Raw genomic sequence first — 19074 nt, 5'->3', positions numbered from 1 at the left:
ATTCTCAGGAGGTATAGTAATGCAGGTTGACGTGGACTTTCTGGAAAAATCAGATCAGGATTGGAAAGTGCGAATGAAGGTCATTCTCACAAAAGATGAATTATCCCGAATAGATCATGATGCTCTTAAGGAAGTGGAGGATTTTCAAATAGAAATAAAAGACGATATCCTATATTTCAAGAGTTTTCTCAGTATTGCAGAGCCATGGGAAGATGAACCATTAGAAGAACTCCTTAAGGCCACTAAACTTGAAGTTGAATACTGGATGAGGAAATTATTAAATGAAGAGATTGTTAAATGATTTTCAATATTGGATTAATAAATGATCATTGGATTAATAAAAAAAATAGTAAAAATAGGGATAAAATAAGTTTGGATGATTGTTTTTATTGATTAATAGTTATTTTATAATTCTTAAAATGAATTTAACGATTTCAAAAATGGTTACAATCACCATTACAACCATTGCTACTATAATGGCAAATTTTACGAATAATGTAACCAGATTATTGCTAAATATAAATGGGAATACGGTATATAAATAGTAAGCAACCATAAATCCAAAAATATTTAATATTATCCGGATTAAACTTCTAAACCATCCTGGATGATAGATTAAAAAGAGCACATTGCCAATAATTGTGGCAGTTATGGAGAGATTAAATATCCACAAAACATCCTGGAAGGATGAGGCTATAAAGCTCAAATTCCAGGAAAGCAGGTTGTTTACAATGTATAAGAGGATAATATTAACAACAATAGCTCCGATAAATTCAGATGTTTTTGGTTCCTTTCCTTTCAACAATTTTTGAAGAAAATCTTCCCCATTTCCCTTATCTTCACCATTACTTGTATCTTTCAAAATATCACTCTTCTAAAATTAATATTCATATAAATTACAATCACATATTTTTTAATGTGTAGTTTAATGTGTAGTGAATTTTATTTTCTATTGATTAGATAAGTTCTGGAAATAATTTTAGATAATTACTGTATTTATGAATATTTTAGATTACTGCTATTAAGAATATTATTTAGTTAGTCCCATTAATTATTTTTTTGTCTAGAATTTTTTTGGCCTAAAATCTATTATGGAATTCTATATAGGTTTATAGAAATTTTATACAGTTTAGGGAATCTATACAGTTTAGGGAATTATATATAGTTGAATCTCCTAGGAAAACAGTCCCCCAAGAGATTTTATGTTGATAATTCTCCCCGCACAGCATAGGCAACAACTGCCCCCACTGCACAGAAAGCTGCAAAGAAATAGAAAGATACATGAAGTCCTTCTAGGAATACAGAGAAATTTGAGGGTGCTATCTCCACGTTACCCATGAATCCGGTTAGAATCAGTAACAAAATTCCCAGGCTCATGGTCTGACCAATAAATACCAGGGTGGAAATTGAGGCTGAACCAACACCATAGTTCTTCCGGGTTAAAGATCCCAGGAAGTTTCGATTGGTGGGTGTGGAAAACAATCCCAAACCTACACCCACCAGTACTAACCCCACCACAACCAGGATTAAAGAGGTATTTCCATCTAACAATGCCAGGATAAGAAGCCCAATAGTACTCACAACAGCCCCTATGATGTTGATACTCCGATTATCATTGTTATCAGCAATGTATCCCACCAGAGGGGATAATAAAGCTACGGCAAGTGGTTGCACTGCCAGGATAAGTGCAGTGGTCAGAGTATCCAGTCCACGCAGGTCCTGAAGGTATAAACTAAGAAGTGTCCACATTGCTGTGGTAGCGATGGTTACCAGTAAGAGGGAAAATCCTGAAAAACTGGTTAATCGGTTTTTAAATATTTTCAAAAGTATCAGTGGGTTATTAGAACCTTTAAGTTCCTTAAAAAAGATACCCATTCCAATGGCACCGGCTAAAAGGATAATTTTCCCTGAAAGGTCGTAGAAGGTTGAAAATCCATACATTAATGCGGAGAGTGAGAGGACATAAATAACTGACCCGATTAAATCAAATTTTTCACCAGGGGAGCCTTTCCACTCACCTCTGAATCTGGCCAGGATCAAAGTTATGGCAAATAGCCCTATAGGGACGTTAATAAAGAATATACTTCTCCATCCTAAATTTTGGGCCAGAAAACCACCCAGAAGAGGTCCAATAAACAATCCTATATATACGGCAGTGATGTTAATCCCCAAAACTTGCCCCCTTCGTTTCTGGGGGAAGATGGATATTAGAAGGGCAATTCCAGTGGCAAAGATCATTGCACAGCCCACTCCCTGCAGAAAGCTGAAAAACACCAATATGATCCCTGAATCTGAAAATGATGCCAGTAATGATGCCACTGTATAGATGACCAATCCATAGGTGAAAATTTTTTTCCGGCCGTGAATGTCTGCCAGTTTTCCGAAGGGTAAGACTAGGGCTGCGTTGGCCAGTACAAATGCTGTGGGAATCCATCCTAAGAGAAGTATGCTAACGGAAAGTTCATTCTGAATTAGGGGAAGGGCCAAGCTGAGGGAAGATCCCATAAATGGTATTAGGAATGATCCAATAACCACCAGGACCAGTGCACATCTTTCCACCGATACTAATTCCCCTTGAGAATTTGAAGCCATTATTATTCCAACAGATTCTTTGATTTTATATACATTAATTTCTTAAACGCGATATTTAGTTATTGGCACTGCAAAACTCACCTAAAGAAATTTTGCAGATGTTTTTTGAGGAAAAATCTTTGGTGCTTAAATATAATTATATGTATATAAAATACATTGTTTAGATGATTAATGTGTTAGTATCTTGATTGATGTATAGTCCTTCTTAGGTTAATGTATACTCCTCTTAGATTAACATATTAGCCTATTAGGTAATTTATGAAGATTTTATGGTGATCCTTTGTTTTCAAGTATGATAATAGCAGGGATATGGGGTTTTGTTGCTGGATCTGCTCTTCTTTTAGGGGCTTTTTTTGGCTACTTTTTTAAGATCCCACAACACTGGGTGGCCACTATAATGGCCTTTGGATCTGGTGTTCTAATGTCAGCAGTGTCCTTCGAACTCCTGGATGAAGCCTATGCCCTGGGAGGACCAGCTCATTTAGTAGCGGGATTTCTGTTAGGTGCAACCATTTTCACCCTCACTAACATTTACCTGGCCCGTAAAGGAGCCAAACACCGGAAAAGATCAGTTAAACCTGCAGATGATGATACAGATAACGGTGCCATGGCCATTGCAGCAGGATCTGTCATTGATGGTATTCCAGAATCAATAGCCATTGGCTTAACCATGATCGGTGGCGGGGCAGTTAGTACTGCCACTGTCGTTGCTATATTCCTATCCAACATTCCGGAAGGTCTTTCCAGTTCAGCTGGAATGAAAAAAGAAGGATGGAAAGTAAGCAAAGTTTTCTCTTTATGGCTGGCCATAACCATAGTAACTGCTTTATCTTCACTGGCGGGCTACTCTATTTTCAGCCAGTTACCGGTCCAGGTGACTGCGGTTACCCTGGCTGTTGCAGCAGGAGGTATTCTGGCCATGCTGGTTGATACCATGATACCTGAGGCCTTTTCCCAAACCCATAACCTGGCAGGGATGGTGACTGTAATTGGTTTTTCCATTTCATTCATACTTTCCAAATTGTAAGAAAAAATGTAGGAAATTATTATTAAAATCAGGGGAGTATAATAAATTAGTAGGAATCATAAAATTTGTAGAATAATTTTTGTAGAAATATTTAGTGGGAGAATGTTATATGAGTATTGAGTGTCCTTACTGTGAGAAACTGGTTGATTATAACTTTGGAGATCCACTTGTAGAGACTGATCACTGGATTGTGTTTCTGGCTCCCAATCAGAGTAATCTGGCCACCTGTGTGGTGGCATTAAAACGGGACCATAAAACTTTAACCGGACTTTCAAAGGAAGAATGGGATGATTTTATTTTGCTCCTGGAAAGTATGGAACGGGCAGTTAAAACTGCATTTGATGCCACTCTCTTTAACTGGGGTTGTCTCATGAACACTTTTTACCTGGAAGGAAAACCAGAACCACACTTACACTGGCATTTCATTCCCCGTTACAGGCATCCTGTAAACTTTGCGGGTCACACCTTTGAGGATCCTCATTTTGGCTATATGCGTCCTAGACCACCAAAAAATATATCCCCAGATGTTCGTGATAAAATAGCGGATAAAATCAGAGAATTTATTTAATTTTAATAAGAGAATTATTCAAATACTTAAGAATAATTACTATACTAATTCATTGATCTTTGTTATTTTTCTCTGACCTTCTGAATCCGAAATATATTAAAATAACACAAATTATTAAGCCAATAATTGCAGGGGCCAATATTGACATTCCTGATTCCCCACCGAATACCACACTCCAGAGAATTTTAGCAAGAGCTATAAATACAATCACTGATATTCCAAAAAGTAAGTTACGCTTCCAGAAAGCAGCTCCCAGTGCAAATAATGAAATTGGCACAATTAGGGTCATTAATATTTTGCCAATCCCCCATGGGGCATTCAAATAATCTATTTCTACTTGTAGGAATTGATTTACTTGTTCACTAGCCATTCCCGGTTCTAGGAACCAGAACATGCTGGATATTAGTAAGAAAATCGTGGCTGAAATACCAGCCCAGCTTCTTTTATATGCAAAATAACAAAAAGGTATTAGAAATAAGGGCCTTATATACCAGCTTAAAATGTTATGATGGCGGGCCCAGGCCCAGCTAAAAAAATCTTTATTGGTCATTGCCATAATAATGGCCAGAGTAAAAAGCCCAAAAATTATGGCTATAACTTTATCATATTTTCTTATTTCAATATTATTTATCATTAATAACCCCTCCTAATATCACGAATTACTGGAATTTATTTACCAAGTCCATTTTTCATGAAATCAACGTAGTTATTGAGATTTTGAACCATTTTTTCCAGTTTAAAATCTTCTTCCGTGCCAAATATCTCGTTAAAATTCAGAAATAAAAAATTCATTACTTTCAATATAAAATCCTTAGAAAATCTACTATCAAAGTCTCCGTTTTTTATCGCTTTTTGCACCATTTCATCCATCATGACTTCTGCGGTAAGTCCTAAAACTCTCTTAGCATCTTCATAGATTTGATTGTCCTTTTCATTGGCAAACATCATGCTAAGCCGGTGGTATTTGGGAAAAAGAGTTGCAAATTCCATTCCCAGTTGTGCCTGAATTTTAAATCCTTCAAAAATATCCTTTTCCTGAAAATCAGTGTTATTTTCTTTAATTTGCCTATTCATAAACTCCCACTTGGCTTTATTAGCATTTTCAAGTAGATATAAGTAAAGTGCCTGTTTATCCTGGAAGTGGTAATAAAAAGTACCTTTGCTGATGCCTGCATTTTTAATGATGGTATTTAAAGATGCATTTTCATAGTTTTTCATTGTGAACTCATTTAATGCTGCATCCAGTAGCTCTTTTTTCCTTTCAAATGATTTTTTCTTCATGAAATCAACTTCAAAGATTTTTAAAATCAAATGGTGTTTTAATAAAATAACATCCCATTGTTTCCATCATAGTAAATGTCTGCTTAAATGTAGATCACCATAACATATAAACCATGTGGTCTAGACCTTATGGTCTAATATTACTTATACAACCACAGCCAAATAGAAAAATATATATTTCTAAATAATAATTTATCATTAGTTAAAAAAAATCATTCGTATTATTGGTGATTTCTTGTTAAATCGCTGCCAAGTGTTTACTTATTCTTTTTTAATTCATTAAAATTTAAGGAATTTAGATTATTTAATAGTTATAATCGAACTTTTTTTGACCATAGAAGTACTCTCTTCAGGATAATGAAGAATACTAAATAGGGTAATTTTTTCAAAAAAATATGGAGATGTATTTGGATGAAAAAGAAAGATAAAATCGATAAAGAAGAACTTAAAATGCGTAAACTAAGAAAAAAAAGGACCAACGAAAATTATAGAAAACATGAATATAGCCGATGGTATTAAAAAATAAATTGAGAGCTGTGAATGAACAACGTGCAACTTATTGCTGCCATAAACTTACCACTGCGAAAACCTATTTAAAAACAATGAAATATCTGAGAGGTTCAGTCAAGAAAGATATTAAAATCCTGTCTCATGCCAGGCTCTCCTTTATGGGTCGAGGAGAAAATATCATCTCAGGTAGCGACAGCTGCTTATGAGGTGTGACCATCAAAGAAATCAAGACTTATGGACCCATAACTCCTTGAAGTAGGTTAACACTGAGCAAAATAAATCATTAATGTGGAAAGACAAAACTGCATGAAATTCTTATCACCAAATAGTATATATGGGTAAGCATACAAACTACTTGAATAGAGACTAAATTATCATTGAGGTTGTTTTAAATTTAATCATCAAATAAAAAATAATTATTTAATCCTTAAAGTGCTAATATTTATTTAAGTTTATGTAAATTAGCTTTTTTTGCAATTTAAACATATTTTTCTATAGTAAATGGATTACTCCATTTCTAGAAAGAATTTAGCATTTATAACATCCTATCAGCATTAGGGTTAAGTTATTTTTAAAATCTTTTTTTCATATGCTAAAAAATTTCATCCTAAGTGCCAAGTTATGAAACGACAATGATCATAAAACAGGGGCAATATGTTTACATAAAAAGGATATAAAAAAATTTATAAACTCATTTAAAATTTGGATTAAATCAGGAATTCACGATAATCAATTTGAAATAGCCTTAAAGGTGAAAAAGGGAAATAAAATTTAATAAAATATAAAAAGGAAGAAAAAAAATGATTTCAGATAGGAAATTAGAATATTTACGCGTTTTCAACTATGTTGGAGAAATAGGGTTCAAGGAGAACGTAGCATGAGTGTTGAAGTAATTGCAGTTGGAGGATATGAGGAAATTGGAAAAAACATGACTGCTATCAAGATAGGTGGAGATATTGTAATATTTGACATGGGAATAAACCTTGACCGACTTCATATCCACGAAGATACGAATATAGAAAAAATGCACAGTTTAGACCTTATAGAAAGGGGTGTAATCCCCAATGACACATTGATGAAGGACGTTAATGGTAAAGTAAGGGCTATTGTATTCACACATGGACACTTAGACCATATAGGTGCAGTTGCAAAACTCGCACACAGATACGAAGCACCAATAATTGCAACACCCTACACAATGGCACTTATAGAGAAAACCATTAAAGGAGAAAAAAAATTTAAGTTTAAAAATCCTCTTAAAGTCTTAAATTCTGGTGAAAAGTGTCAGATATCCCAGGACATAACTCTAGAATTCGTTCGAACCACCCATAGTATACCACAGGCAGTGACACCTGCCCTTCACACCTCTGAGGGCATTATAGTTTACTCAAACGACTTCAAATTCGACAATCACCAAACACTATCCCTGCCACCGGACTACCAGAGATTCAGAGAACTGGGAGAAAAGGGAGTTCTGGCTGCAATTATTGACACAACCCGTGCAGCAGAGCATGATCAGGTTAAAACCCACTCTGAAAAGATAGCCAGAATAATTCTCAAGGATATAATGGAAGAACCCCTGAAAGGAGACAACGGTGTGATAGTAACCACCTTTGCATCCCACCTGGAAAGGATTCAGGCAATATCTAACATAGCAAATGAAAGCAACCGTAAACTCCTTCTTCTTGGACGATCGATGGAACGCTACTGTACCCTGGCAGAAAAATTGGGAATACTCGAACTTCCCGATAATACCGGTGTGTACGGAGGTTCCAAGGCAATTAACAGAGCTCTTGCAAGGGCAGATGAAAACCGATCAGAATACATCTTAGTAACAACTGGCCATCAGGGGGAACCAGATGCACTACTTCCTAGAATTGCTAACAATAAAACCATGTTCAATGTAAAACCCGGAGATTACGTGGTTATATCCGCACCAGTCATACCCAGCCCACTGAACAGAGCCAACCGTAATACAATGGAACGAAGGCTAAAATCAAGCGGTGCAAGAATATTTACCAATGCCCATGTTTCAGGCCACGCAGGAAGGGAAGACCACCGTGAATTCATACGAATGCTCAACGCCAAACATCTAATACCCACCCACGGCAACCTGGAAATGCTGACAGCCTACACAGAACTGGCCGAAGAAGAAGGATACAAACTGGGCAACAATATTCACATACTGCGTAACGGACAGGCACAAGTGTTCAATGGAGAATAGCCGGAAACCCTTGAACAATCCACCCCAAATCAGAATAGGGTGGAAAGAAATTCACCCAGGTAGTTTTATCCAATTAAGATTTATCCAATAATAAAACTCATTTTTTGGTGATTAATTTGACAAGAATATCCATATTAGACCATGATCGATGCCGACCTAAAAAATGCAACTATGTTTGCATAGAGTACTGTCCCGGTGTCAGAATGGAAGAAGACACCATTACAATAGATTCAAAAACAAAAAAACCAATATTATCTGAGGAACTCTGTTCAGGATGCGGTATATGTACTAACAGATGCCCATTCAATGCAGTGAGTATCATTAACCTGCCAGAAGCTCTCGATGACCCGATACACCGTTACGGCCAGAATATGTTTGAACTCTTCGGGATTCCAAACATCACGGAGGGTTCCGTGGTTGGAATACTTGGACCCAACGGTATAGGAAAATCCACCATCATTAGAATACTCTCAGGGGAGCTAAAACCCAATCTTGGAAAATACGATGATGAAGTTCTTTGGGAAGACATTTTGAACTTCTTTAAAGGTTCTCAGCTCCAATCATACTTCAAAAAACTAGCACAAGGTGATTTGAAGGTTGTTCACAAACCGCAGATGGTTGATCTGCTTCCCAAATTTGTTAAGGGAAACGTTCAAAACCTCTTGGAGGGCGTAAACGAGAGGGGTGCAATGGAAGAAGTAATGGACTCCTTAGAATTAAGGCCCATACTCAAGAGGAATGTTTCAAACCTGAGTGGTGGGGAACTTCAAAGGGTTGCGATTGCAGCTGCAGCCCTTAAAGAAGCTGATTTCTACTATTTTGACGAGCCAACGTCATGGCTTGATGTTAAACAGCGTTTAAATGTAGTTAAGGTTGTTAGGAGTCTTGCTGAGGCAGGAAAATCTGTAATGGTTATAGAACATGACCTTGCAGCACTTGATGCAATATCTGATTACGTGCATATCCTTTACGGGCAACCCGGGGCTTATGGTGTTGTATCTCACAGGAGAGGCGTTCGTGTAGGTATAAACTCTTATATTAACGGTTTCCTCCGCGAGGAGAATGTCAGGTTCCGTAAGCAACCCATAGTTTTTGATGTGAAACCCGCTGATAGGGAAATGGAAGCTGAGGTTCTTGCTGATTACTCGTCCCTTAAAAAATCCTACGATGGATTTTCACTCGAAGTGGAGGGGGGTGAAATCCAGCATGACGAGATAATCACGGCATTCGGACCCAACGGTATAGGAAAAACCACCTTTGCAAAGATTCTTGCAGGTGTTACCAAACCAGACCAAGGCAAGATCAATAAGAAATTAACTATAGCATATAAACCCCAATACCTGGTATCGGATTTTGATGGAACTGTGCAGGAGCTACTCATAACAAAGGCACCCACATACGGTAGTAACATGTTCAAAACTGAGATATTGAATCCGTTCTCCCTTGAACCTATAATAGACAAAGATGTTAATGATTTGAGTGGAGGGGAGCTTCAAAGGCTTTCAGTTGCAGTTACACTCTCCCGGGAATCTGATATATACCTTTTTGACGAGCCCACAGCATTTTTAGATGTTGAACAAAGGTTAAAAGCAGCTAAAGCAATTAAAAGAGTGGTTGAAAGTCGAAATGCTGCTGCAATTATCATAGATCATGATATTGTATTTATAGATTACATTTCTGATAGAGCAATGGTTTTCAACGGCGAACCCGGAGTTCAGGGTCATGCATCTCCACCTATGAATCTTAAATCAGCAATGAACAAATTTCTGTCCTCTGTTGGAATAACATTCCGTAGAGACAAGGAAACAAAGCGACCTCGTGTAAACAAGTTTGGAAGCTACCTTGACCGGGTACAGAAGGATAAAGGAGAATACTACTACTTGGAGAGTTAGATTATTCCTTAAAAATTTCATATTTAGAATTTACTTGAATTTTTAATGATGTCAATGGATAGGTTAATAATTATGTCTTTCATGAATAAACTAAAAAATAAATTAAAGAATTTAAACCCTAAAAATGAGGTGTTATCCGGTACTACTGTGGCTTTGGCTCTTGTACCGGAGGCTATAGCTTTTTCGATAATTGCCAATGTAAGTCCATTGGTAGGTCTTTATTCTGCTTTCATTATAGGATTAATTACATCTATAATTGGTGGAAGGCCTGGAATGATTTCCGGGGCTACTGGTGCTATAGCTGTGGTTATTGTTGCTTTGGTGGCAAGACACGGTGTTGAATATTTATTTGCAGCTGTAGTTTTAATGGGCCTCATACAGATGACTATTGGATTCTTAAAACTAGGAAAATTCATACGTTTAGTACCCCATCCTGTGATGTTTGGATTTTTAAATGGTCTGGCAATAGTTATTTTTACTTCACAATTCGCACAATTTCAAACCCCTGATGGTACCTGGTTAACTGGACCTGTGCTCTGGATTATGTTAGGTTTCGTTGTATTAACCATGGCCATTATCTATATTCTACCCAAGTTTACCAAAGCAATTCCCGCATCACTAGCTGCAATTGTGGTAGTATCTGCTATTACCATAGGTTTACAAATTCCCACCAAAACAGTGGGTGATCTGGCGTCAATTTCAGGAGGTTTTCCTGCATTTCATATTCCTCTAGTTCCACTTAATTTGGAAACCCTTTCCATTATATTGCCTTATTCCCTTATTATGGCTTTAGTTGGATTGATTGAAAGTTTGTTGACGCTTAACGTCATTGATGAAATGACTGAAACTCGTGGACGAGGGAATAAAGAAAGTGTAGCACAAGGGGTTGCTAACACTGTTTGTGGTTTCTTTGGAGGAATGGGGGGCTGCGCCATGATTGGACAAAGTATTATTAACGTCACTTCTGGCGGTATAAATCGAATATCAGGAATTGTAGCGGCCCTTGGATTATTATTAATTATATTGGGTGGTGCTTCTCTGGTTGAGAAAATACCTATGGCTGCATTGGTGGGATTAATGTTTATGGTGGCTATAGGTACTTTTGAGTGGGCTTCACTTAGAATCATAAAAAAGGTACCTGCAACTGATGTGATTGTGATGGTAATTGTGGCAGCAGTGACTGTGGTATTCCATAATCTGGCAGTAGCGGTAATTATTGGTGTTATTATTTCTGCGTTAGCTTTTGTCTGGCAAAGTGCTAAACGTATTCATGCTAAAGTAACATTGGACGAAGATCATGTAAAACAATACGAAATAGTTGGACCCCTATTTTTCGGTTCCGTAACTGCTTTCAAAGAAATATTCGATTACAAAAATGACCCAAATGAAATAATCATAGACTTCACTGAGTCCTCAGTTAGGGATCATTCCGGAATTGAGGCCTTAAATGCCACAACTAAAAGGTATGCAAAATTGGGGAAAAAGGTTCATCTTAAACATTTAAGCGAAGATTGCAGGCTACTCTTAGACGATGCATCAGAAATAATTGATGTAAATTACTGGGAAGATCCACGCTATAAAATACCTCTAAACCAATTAGATTAAATTTTTTCGTGTATAAAATGTTATTGGGGTAGATTAGCAAAAAAAAATCTATCATAAAAATTCATATACTAATGAAAGGAAACATACTTCCGGTGGTAATGTGCTTGAAATCGTAATTTTAATAGGGGCATTAATAATAGCCTTGATCATAGTTATAAAATCCGCAGATCTATTTGTAGACAATTTAGTGGATATAGGTGGGGCTTTGGGAATATCTCAGGTAATACTGGGAGTTACAGCAGCTGCTATTGGAACTTCCCTGCCCGAGTTTGGATCAGCCGTGATAGCTTCACTTTCTGGCAGTGTTGAAATAGGTGTGGGTACCGTAATAGGTTCCAACATATGGAACATTGCAGGTATACTGGGTATTTCAGCAACTGTTGCAGGGATTATACGAACTGATTCAAGTGGAATTAATCGTGATGGGCTGGTAACACTTGCGACAGGCATAATACTCCTATTCTTCATGTTATTTGGAGATATTAACTGGACTGCATCTGTAGTTATGATAGCTCTCTACATATTCTACCTATGGCGCTTAATAAAGAGTCAAAAAGAATACAAGGAAGAAAAAATTAAAGAAGAAAAAACCGATGAAAGCTATGAAAGAAAGCCTATTGATAAAAAAAAGATTGTTTTTGTAATTTTAGGTTTGGCAGGTTTGATTGTGGGCTGCAGGATTCTTGTGTACAGTGGAGTTGAGCTTGCAAGGATTGCAGGAATACCCGAGATGATTATGGGACTTTTCACCCTGGCAATTGGAACCAGCATACCTGAATTAGTGGTAACCCTATCTTCTGCAATGAAAGGTTTGCATGAGCTCTCAATAGGAACAGTACTAGGAAGTAACACTTTCAACATACTCATAGGCATAGGAATCCCCGCACTTTTCATTAAAATACCTGTAGAAAAACTTTCATTAACCTTCGATGCCCCCGTAATGATCTTTGTAACAGTACTACTCTTGCTCTTAGTAAAAAGAAGCGGTAAACTTACCCGAAGTGGGGGAATAATATTACTGACTACCTACATTTCTTATGCTGCAATTAGATTAACTCTACTGGTGTGATAACAAATGTATGACAAAATATTGGTTGCAACCATGGGCGAATATATAGATGAGATAATGGAACACACTTTGGATATTATAAGGGAAAAAGAGACAGAAGTCATAGGTATATATGTAGTGGAAACTTCAATACCATTTTTAACGCCTAAAAAGGTTAAAAAAATGATGAATTCAGAATTAACCGAAATTGGCAAGGAAATACTTGATAACATGGAACAGGAATTCCACTCACCCAACCGTTACATGACAAAATTCAGTAAGTTACTTTTAGAAGGCGATCCAGCCGAAGAAATAGTAAAAACCGCTGAGAAAGAGGATGTTAATCTAATAGTGCTTGGAACAGGTAAAAATATGATTGACAAACGTCTACTGGGAAGTGTATCTGAAAAAGTTATTCACTCGGCCCCCTGCACAGTTCTACTCGTACGAACAGACAATAAAAATCATTAAAATTTATAATGGCATTTGTGATTTTTAATTAATCTGGAGATGTGGTTGATATGTACAAAAAAATACTTTTACCTACCGATGGTTCAGAGTACGCTAATAAAGCTGCAGAACATGCTATAATAATCGCCTGCCAAAATAATGCAGAAATTATAGTTTTAAATGTCATTGAAACTACCCAACTCACAAGCTTGCCTGTAGAGGACTTTACTCGAAAAGTCAAAGATATGTTAAGACAGGAGAGAAAAAATCCATTAGAAATCATTACAAAAGTTTTTGACAATCATTTAAAAGATAAAGAGTTCAATGATAAAGTTAAATTAACTTTGAAACAAAAAGGAGGTTCTCCAGAGGATATCATATTACAAACCGTGGAAGAGGAAGGTATAGACATGGTGATTATGGGTACTTCTGGAAAAAAAGGATTGGAACGTTTTTTATTAGGCAGTGTAACTGAAAAAGTGGTAAGAAACTCAAAATGCCCGGTTTTAACTGTTCATTTAAATTAAAATTAATGGATATACCCTTTTTCACTCTATTTAAATCCTATTTCATGAAAATAAGTTTTTTTTTAATGCGCCTATTTTGAGGCTGTCTCGCTGGGGGATTTGATTTTTAAATTTAACTTTGCAGACATATGGTTACTATTTAATCATACATAAATAATTGATAATATCTTAATTTTAATTATAAGTGTATAATTTCAAGTATGATGATTATTGTATAATCTTTTTAGCTTATTTTTTTATGACAGATATGAAAAATCATTTTTCATTTTCCTTCAAACGAGCATTAAGTTCCTGTATTGCCTCTTCTACCTGCAGGCGGACGTACCATTTATCATCCTTCATGGCATCTAAGAGTGGCTTTATTGCTCGTTCATCCCCAATTTTACCCAATGCACCGGCGGCATGCCTGCGAACACTAACATTTTCATCTTTCAAAGCCTCAATGAGAATGGGAACTGCTTTTTCATCACCAATCATGCCCAGTGCTTCTTCAGATGCACTGCGGAAACTAAAATCATCATCCTTAAGGCCATCAATCAAATGATCAACTGCCCTTGAATCTCCTAAATTACCCAGGGCAATGGCAACGTTGTTGCGTATTTTATTATCTTTAAGTGATTCTAAAAGGGGTAATAATGCTCTTTCATCACCAATCTCCCCCAGTGCCTCTGCTGTCTGCAGCCGCACATACCATTTATCATCACGAAGTGTTTTCAGGAGGAAAGGAATGGCATCACTACTTCCTATTTTACCCAGAGAACTGGCCGAATTCCACCGGACATCACTATCATCATAATCTAATGCCTCAATAAGGGCTTTAGCTACTTTTTCATCCTTAAATCTTCCCAGTGCCCTGGCAGCCATGGCACGATTTCTATTATTGCCCTTTTGCAGTGTTTTAATAAGACCGTTGATGTCCCCTTCACTTTCCAGTTTATCCACATCAGGGTTGAAACTTCCATTAAAAATACTCATATCTAAAATACCCCCTTATTAAAACTCAATTGAGATTTACTAATACTGAGATTTATGATATTGAGATTTTCTCTATTGAAAGATATTTAGATTTATTATATGATATTTGAAATAGGTTAATTGTGAAGATTTGAATCGAAATTAATGATTATTAACCCTCATTAGGAGTTATAGTTATTATTAATCATTATTAGGAGTTATAGTTCCTTTTTCAGCGTATTCTCTAAATTTTTCCATGTATTGATAAGCATTGGGAAAAATACCGTTGAATTCAACGAATTTCCTTAATTTGTTAATGGTGGAGACATCCATAACATGTTCCATGGAACAGGCATCATTCTCAGCTATCTCACTATCTACACCCATCATTATCAGGAAATCCTTAAGAAGTTGATGACGGCAGCTTACCTCCTCAGCAATCTTAACCCCATCATCCTTTAACTTAATTGTACCGTAACGCTCATACGAAACCATATTCATTTTGGAAAGCTTTTTCACGGCTTCCACTACACTGGGGGGTTTTACTCCCAGGGTTTCTGCAACATCTTTCACCCTAATAGTCCCCTGTTCCTGTTCCAGTGAATACATGGCTTCCAGGTAATCTTCCACACTACGGGTTATTTTCATAGGACCAACACTCATTGTAAGTTAATTCTGTTTTTTTATTCTATTAACTTTATCTTTATACATAATATCAGAAAACTTTAAATGTCATTTCTAGTTTGATCCATTGTACATAGAAAATCCATTGTACATAGAATCATTGGAAACTCTAATGAAAATCCTTATTAACTCTAATATACTTATAAACTCTATTATAGATAGGTTACTAGTTTAAATTGAAGATATAGATAAGTGAAGTTTAAAGTCAATAATAATAACAGTTTATACTCATAAGAGGAATATAACATGCCAAAAATTAGTATGGAAATGGCCATTTTAACCAGCATAATACTGGGCCTTATTATGGCCTTTTTTAATTTCGGAGATATCTTTGCACTGGTTATAGTGGGCTTTGTGGCAGTTTTCCTTACCCCTGATGAAGAAGCCAGTTACAAAGTAGGGGCACTGGCATCTGCTTTACTAGGTCTTGTTTACTTTGTTGTCTGCCTGTTTACACCTCCGGATTTACCATATCAACTTCCCAATGCAGTGGTAATTGGAGTAGGTTATGCAATTGATGGAGTATTCACACTGATCATGGGACTGATTGTGACTTTGGTAATCTATGGTTTGATGGGAGCTATTGGGGGATATTTCGCAGATAAACTCTTTAAATCTCAAGATAAACCTAAAACCCCAAAAATCAGTAAAAGTCCCAGAAAAATTATTAAAAGAAAACCAAAAAAACCACAGAGAAGAACTCTTAATCGTAAATAATAGTTCATATCTTTATTATGGTTATTCCATCATGAATTGTCGTAGAATTATTTAACATAAAAATAATATTATTAAAAAAACAATCAATAAAATTATTCTTAGCAGTCCTGATAAAAATGAAAAACGTGATTGTGGTAGGGTCCGGAGCTGGTGGGGCAACTGTTGCCCGAGAACTCGCCCTAAATGGAGTATCAGTTACACTGATTGAAAAGGGAAGACGTGTTAAAACTGACATAGCTTTCCAGTGTTATGATAACCTTGATATTGGAGTGGAACTACTTAAAACTTCCTGTCTAGGAGGTAGCACCCTGGTAACTGCAGGAAACGCGGTTCGAACCTGTCAGAAAGAATTTAAGCAAATGGGAATAGACCTTTCTCCTGAATTTATGGAAGTTGAAAGTGAATTAAAGGTAGGCACACTACCTGACACTCATTTTGGAGAAGGTACACTCAAAATCATGGAAGCTGCTACTTCACTTGGTTTGCCCATGGAAAAAATGCCTAAATTCATCAACCCCTCAAAATGCATTCCCTGTGGTAAGTGCGTCTTTGGATGTCCACGGGATGCTAAATGGAGCTCCCTCGATTATCTGGATGAAGCCCTAAAACATGACGTTCAGATTCATGAAAACACTACTGTAACCACGGTTACAACTACTGATGGACGGGTTAAAGGTGTGGAGACATTCAACCCTGAAAATGGACTTAAAAATGAATATAATGCCGATACTGTTATATTATGTTCCGGTGCAACCCAAACACCAGGATTACTGAGATCCGTGGGTTTAGTAGCAGGCGAACATCTTTTTGTGGACACTTTTGTCACGGTAGGTGGTGTACTGCCCGGGATTAACTTTTATAAAGAAGTACTCATGAATAGTCTCTTGAAAAAGGATGGATTTCTACTGGCCCCTCATTATTCCAGTTTACTGACCTCCCGGCTTGATAAACGTGACATCCAGGAAAAAGACATACTGGGAATGATGGTTAAGATCCCGGATGAATCTTCCGGTAGAGTGGATGAGAGTGGTGTGTTTAAACAGAGCACAGCCAAAGATGTTGGTCTCATGGCAGAAGGATGCGCTGCTGCTGGAGCAATCCTAACCGAGGCAGGTGTTGACCCGAATACCCTTGTTTCCACTCCAGCCAGAGGTGCTCATCCGGGCGGAACTGCTGCAGTGGGAGAAGTAGTAGACAAGAATCTGGAAACAGAAATTGAAGGCCTCTACGTGTGTGATGCCAGTGTTTTCCCCCGGGCACCAGGTGCACCCCCTGTTCTCACTATTCTAGCTTTGGCTAAAAGACTGGCCAAACACATTACAAATCAATAATTAACTTTTTTTTATATGTGCACTTTAGTGGATAGTTGGATTAAATTAATAACACGTAAGATGATCTATTGCAAAAAGATCGTGATAGTATGATTATAAGGTTCTTTAAGGATCGATCATACTCTAGATGGAGTAAATCTCCCTATCTGTTACTGGAAGCTTCCTTCTTTAAATTATAACATCAAGTTAATTACTATGTGTTTAATAAAGGAGTACTAATGAAGTTGAGGCTAGGTAATCATTAATACCCCTTCTGTCATCACTAAGAGTATCTTAATCCAATCCAGTTAGTTGATTTCTCTTTTTTTTGAAATAATTTAAAATCAGAATTTATTTTAATTTAGGAATTTTAATTTAGGATATTATCAACTATTAAGCTATTATAATTATATAAATCATTTCGATGAACCCTTAACTATAGAAATAAAATGGATGAATAACATGCCTTTAGTCAAAATCGAAATTCGTAAAGGATTTTCCCTAGAATATAAAAAAGCAATCTTAGATGGAGTGCACCAGGCACTGGTGGATGCACTGGGCATCCCAGACCGTGACCGGTTTCAACGGATTTATGAACTGGATAAGGGAGATTTTGAGTGCCCTCCTGACCGTAGTCATGCTGTGACCATGATCCAGATTACAATGTTTCCGGGACGTTCATTTGAGGCTAAAAAGAAACTTTACCAGAATATTATCCAAAATTTGGGTGAAAATCCCGGTATTGTTGGTAATGATATTATGATCATTCTCCTGGAGCCCCCTATGGAAAATTGGGGTATTCGTGGAGGACAACCTGCCTGTGAAGTGGATTTTGAATTTAAAATAGATGTTTAAATTTTTTTTATTTTATTTCAAATTATTTTTTTCCAAATAATGTAATAAATTTATATTTCTATATTTTTTAAAAGTATCACTGAGGTTGTGCCATTGCAACAATAAAATTAAAAAAAAAGAACTTCCCCATAAGAATAAGACCCAGGGGAAGTTTATTTGTCTATTTAAATAGCTGGAGGCGGTTAGCTATTTTAAATAAATCTGATTTTTATGGAGTATCTCAGGTGGGTAACACATCTTTCCCATAGGTTTCATTTAAAACCTGTGCCAGTCCAACGTATATTGCGCTGAATCCAGTGAATATGCCCTCATAACCTGCAATTATGGTTATGGTACTGTTACCAGTTATATCTCCCAATGCCAGTAGGAAGAATAGTACAGCCAGAGATAGGAAGACCACTTGCAATCCACGGCTAAGTTTAAGGGTCCCAATGAACATCACCAGGGTAAATAATCCCCACATGAAAAGATATGATGCCAGTGCCAGTTTATCCGGTGCTGCAGCCAGGTTCATTTTGGGAAGAATCAAAAGAAGTACGAAACTCCACCAGAAAAGGCCGTATGAGCCGAAAGCAACTGTTCCAAAGGTGTTACCTTTCTTGTACTCCATTGCACAGGCCATTATCTGGGCAATTCCCCCGTATGCTATTCCCATGGCCAGTATCATACTGTTAATGGGAAAAAACCCTGCGTTATGTATATTCAACAGGACTGTGGTTAAACCAAATCCAAGTAGTCCAAGAGGTGCCGGATTAGCAGTTAAATCCTCTATCAAGACAGTTTTTTTGTTTTCTTCCATACTATCACACCCTAAAGGGTTAAATCTATTT

Annotated in this window: 19 protein-coding genes; 12 read left to right on the top strand and 7 right to left on the bottom strand. The window is 36.8% G+C overall.

Annotated features, from left to right (window positions below; all coding sequences use genetic code 11):
• Positions 1–19: 19 nt before the first annotated feature.
• Positions 20–301: a hypothetical protein gene (locus HY987_RS09140; RefSeq protein ID WP_292757798.1), complete on the top strand. Its 282-nt coding sequence runs from the start codon at positions 20–22 to the stop codon at positions 299–301.
• A 99-nt stretch (positions 302–400) separates the two neighbouring features.
• Here HY987_RS09140 and HY987_RS09135 read toward each other — a convergent pair whose 3' ends face one another.
• Positions 401–862 (bottom strand): hypothetical protein, encoded by a 462-nt coding sequence (locus tag HY987_RS09135; protein ID WP_292757796.1) that lies wholly within the window; start codon positions 860–862, stop codon positions 401–403.
• Positions 863–1200: 338 nt separating this feature from the next.
• Positions 1201–2559, bottom strand: coding sequence for an MFS transporter (locus tag HY987_RS09130; protein ID WP_292757794.1), 1359 nt, complete (start codon positions 2557–2559; stop codon positions 1201–1203).
• 313 nt (positions 2560–2872) lie between these two features.
• Here HY987_RS09130 and HY987_RS09125 point away from each other — a divergent pair, with 313 nt between their 5' ends.
• Entirely contained in the window at positions 2873–3619 is a 747-nt protein-coding gene (locus HY987_RS09125) for a ZIP family zinc transporter (protein ID WP_292757792.1), read from the top strand.
• A gap of 109 nt (positions 3620–3728) precedes the next feature.
• A complete protein-coding gene (locus HY987_RS09120) occupies positions 3729–4187 on the top strand; it encodes an HIT family protein (RefSeq protein WP_292757790.1) in 459 nt (152 codons plus the stop codon).
• A 49-nt stretch (positions 4188–4236) separates the two neighbouring features.
• Here the strand turns inward: HY987_RS09120 and HY987_RS09115 are convergent, their stop codons facing one another.
• Both HY987_RS09115 and HY987_RS09110 read right to left on the bottom strand, forming a co-directional pair.
• Positions 4237–4821 (bottom strand): hypothetical protein, encoded by a 585-nt coding sequence (locus HY987_RS09115; RefSeq protein ID WP_292757788.1) that lies wholly within the window; start codon positions 4819–4821, stop codon positions 4237–4239.
• Between the two features lie 35 nt (positions 4822–4856).
• Positions 4857–5468, bottom strand: a complete 612-nt coding sequence (locus HY987_RS09110; RefSeq protein ID WP_292757786.1) for a TetR/AcrR family transcriptional regulator — start codon at positions 5466–5468, stop codon at positions 4857–4859.
• A gap of 1387 nt (positions 5469–6855) precedes the next feature.
• On the opposite strand from HY987_RS09110, the gene HY987_RS09105 reads away from it, so the two are divergent.
• The 6 genes from HY987_RS09105 (at position 6856) to HY987_RS09080 (ending at position 13724) form a co-directional block, all read left to right on the top strand.
• Entirely contained in the window at positions 6856–8202 is a 1347-nt protein-coding gene (locus tag HY987_RS09105) for an RNase J family beta-CASP ribonuclease (protein ID WP_292757784.1), read from the top strand.
• A 116-nt stretch (positions 8203–8318) separates the two neighbouring features.
• Complete coding sequence (locus HY987_RS09100; protein ID WP_292757782.1) at positions 8319–10094, top strand: ribosome biogenesis/translation initiation ATPase RLI; 1776 nt, start codon at positions 8319–8321, stop codon at positions 10092–10094.
• Between the two features lie 72 nt (positions 10095–10166).
• A complete protein-coding gene (locus tag HY987_RS09095) occupies positions 10167–11699 on the top strand; it encodes a SulP family inorganic anion transporter (protein WP_292757780.1) in 1533 nt (510 codons plus the stop codon).
• Positions 11700–11799: 100 nt separating this feature from the next.
• A complete protein-coding gene (locus HY987_RS09090; RefSeq protein ID WP_292757778.1) occupies positions 11800–12768 on the top strand; it encodes a calcium/sodium antiporter in 969 nt (322 codons plus the stop codon).
• A gap of 6 nt (positions 12769–12774) precedes the next feature.
• Positions 12775–13218, top strand: coding sequence for a universal stress protein (locus HY987_RS09085; protein ID WP_292757776.1), 444 nt, complete (start codon positions 12775–12777; stop codon positions 13216–13218).
• Between the two features lie 50 nt (positions 13219–13268).
• The gene (locus HY987_RS09080) at positions 13269–13724 is read left to right on the top strand and encodes a universal stress protein (protein WP_292757774.1); all 456 of its coding nucleotides are present in this window, start codon (positions 13269–13271) and stop codon (positions 13722–13724) included.
• Between the two features lie 255 nt (positions 13725–13979).
• On the opposite strand, the gene HY987_RS09075 is transcribed toward HY987_RS09080, so the two are convergent.
• Positions 13980–14699: a HEAT repeat domain-containing protein gene (locus tag HY987_RS09075; protein ID WP_292757773.1), complete on the bottom strand. Its 720-nt coding sequence runs from the start codon at positions 14697–14699 to the stop codon at positions 13980–13982.
• A 180-nt stretch (positions 14700–14879) separates the two neighbouring features.
• Entirely contained in the window at positions 14880–15326 is a 447-nt protein-coding gene (locus tag HY987_RS09070) for a metal-dependent transcriptional regulator (RefSeq protein ID WP_292757771.1), read from the bottom strand.
• Between the two features lie 282 nt (positions 15327–15608).
• On the opposite strand from HY987_RS09070, the gene HY987_RS09065 reads away from it, so the two are divergent.
• From HY987_RS09065 to HY987_RS09055, 3 genes are all read left to right on the top strand, one after another.
• A complete protein-coding gene (locus HY987_RS09065) occupies positions 15609–16079 on the top strand; it encodes a DUF5518 domain-containing protein (RefSeq protein ID WP_292757769.1) in 471 nt (156 codons plus the stop codon).
• A 116-nt stretch (positions 16080–16195) separates the two neighbouring features.
• The gene (locus tag HY987_RS09060; protein WP_292757767.1) at positions 16196–17410 is read left to right on the top strand and encodes a GMC family oxidoreductase N-terminal domain-containing protein; all 1215 of its coding nucleotides are present in this window, start codon (positions 16196–16198) and stop codon (positions 17408–17410) included.
• 441 nt (positions 17411–17851) lie between these two features.
• Positions 17852–18244 carry a tautomerase family protein gene (locus HY987_RS09055; protein WP_292757765.1) on the top strand — a complete coding sequence of 131 codons (393 nt, stop codon included), beginning with the start codon at positions 17852–17854 and terminating at the stop codon, positions 18242–18244.
• A gap of 220 nt (positions 18245–18464) precedes the next feature.
• On the opposite strand, the gene HY987_RS09050 is transcribed toward HY987_RS09055, so the two are convergent.
• Positions 18465–19043, bottom strand: coding sequence for an acetate uptake transporter (locus HY987_RS09050; RefSeq protein WP_292757764.1), 579 nt, complete (start codon positions 19041–19043; stop codon positions 18465–18467).
• Positions 19044–19074: the final 31 nt, after the last annotated feature.

The sequence above is a fragment of the Methanobacterium sp. genome, from assembly GCF_016217785.1.
Taxonomy (GTDB): Archaea; Methanobacteriota; Methanobacteria; order Methanobacteriales; family Methanobacteriaceae; genus Methanobacterium.
Note: the sequence above shows the minus strand (reverse complement) of the source record. Positions and strands in the feature narration are given on the sequence as shown.

Bases quoted from the DNA above. Each gene is read 5' to 3' on its own strand.
- HY987_RS09140 (WP_292757798.1), top strand. From the start codon at position 20: ATGCAGGTTGACGTGGACTTTCTGGAAAAATCAGATCAGGATTGGAAA.
- HY987_RS09120 (WP_292757790.1), top strand. From the start codon at position 3,729: ATGAGTATTGAGTGTCCTTACTGTGAGAAACTGGTTGATTATAACTTT.
- HY987_RS09115 (WP_292757788.1), bottom strand. From the start codon at position 4,821: ATGATAAATAATATTGAAATAAGAAAATATGATAAAGTTATAGCCATA.
- HY987_RS09110 (WP_292757786.1), bottom strand. From the start codon at position 5,468: ATGAAGAAAAAATCATTTGAAAGGAAAAAAGAGCTACTGGATGCAGCA.
- HY987_RS09105 (WP_292757784.1), top strand. From the start codon at position 6,856: ATGAGTGTTGAAGTAATTGCAGTTGGAGGATATGAGGAAATTGGAAAA.
- HY987_RS09095 (WP_292757780.1), top strand. From the start codon at position 10,167: ATGTCTTTCATGAATAAACTAAAAAATAAATTAAAGAATTTAAACCCT.
- HY987_RS09085 (WP_292757776.1), top strand. From the start codon at position 12,775: ATGTATGACAAAATATTGGTTGCAACCATGGGCGAATATATAGATGAG.
- HY987_RS09080 (WP_292757774.1), top strand. From the start codon at position 13,269: ATGTACAAAAAAATACTTTTACCTACCGATGGTTCAGAGTACGCTAAT.
- HY987_RS09075 (WP_292757773.1), bottom strand. From the start codon at position 14,699: ATGAGTATTTTTAATGGAAGTTTCAACCCTGATGTGGATAAACTGGAA.
- HY987_RS09070 (WP_292757771.1), bottom strand. From the start codon at position 15,326: ATGAAAATAACCCGTAGTGTGGAAGATTACCTGGAAGCCATGTATTCA.
- HY987_RS09065 (WP_292757769.1), top strand. From the start codon at position 15,609: ATGCCAAAAATTAGTATGGAAATGGCCATTTTAACCAGCATAATACTG.
- HY987_RS09060 (WP_292757767.1), top strand. From the start codon at position 16,196: ATGAAAAACGTGATTGTGGTAGGGTCCGGAGCTGGTGGGGCAACTGTT.
- HY987_RS09055 (WP_292757765.1), top strand. From the start codon at position 17,852: ATGCCTTTAGTCAAAATCGAAATTCGTAAAGGATTTTCCCTAGAATAT.
- HY987_RS09050 (WP_292757764.1), bottom strand. From the start codon at position 19,043: ATGGAAGAAAACAAAAAAACTGTCTTGATAGAGGATTTAACTGCTAAT.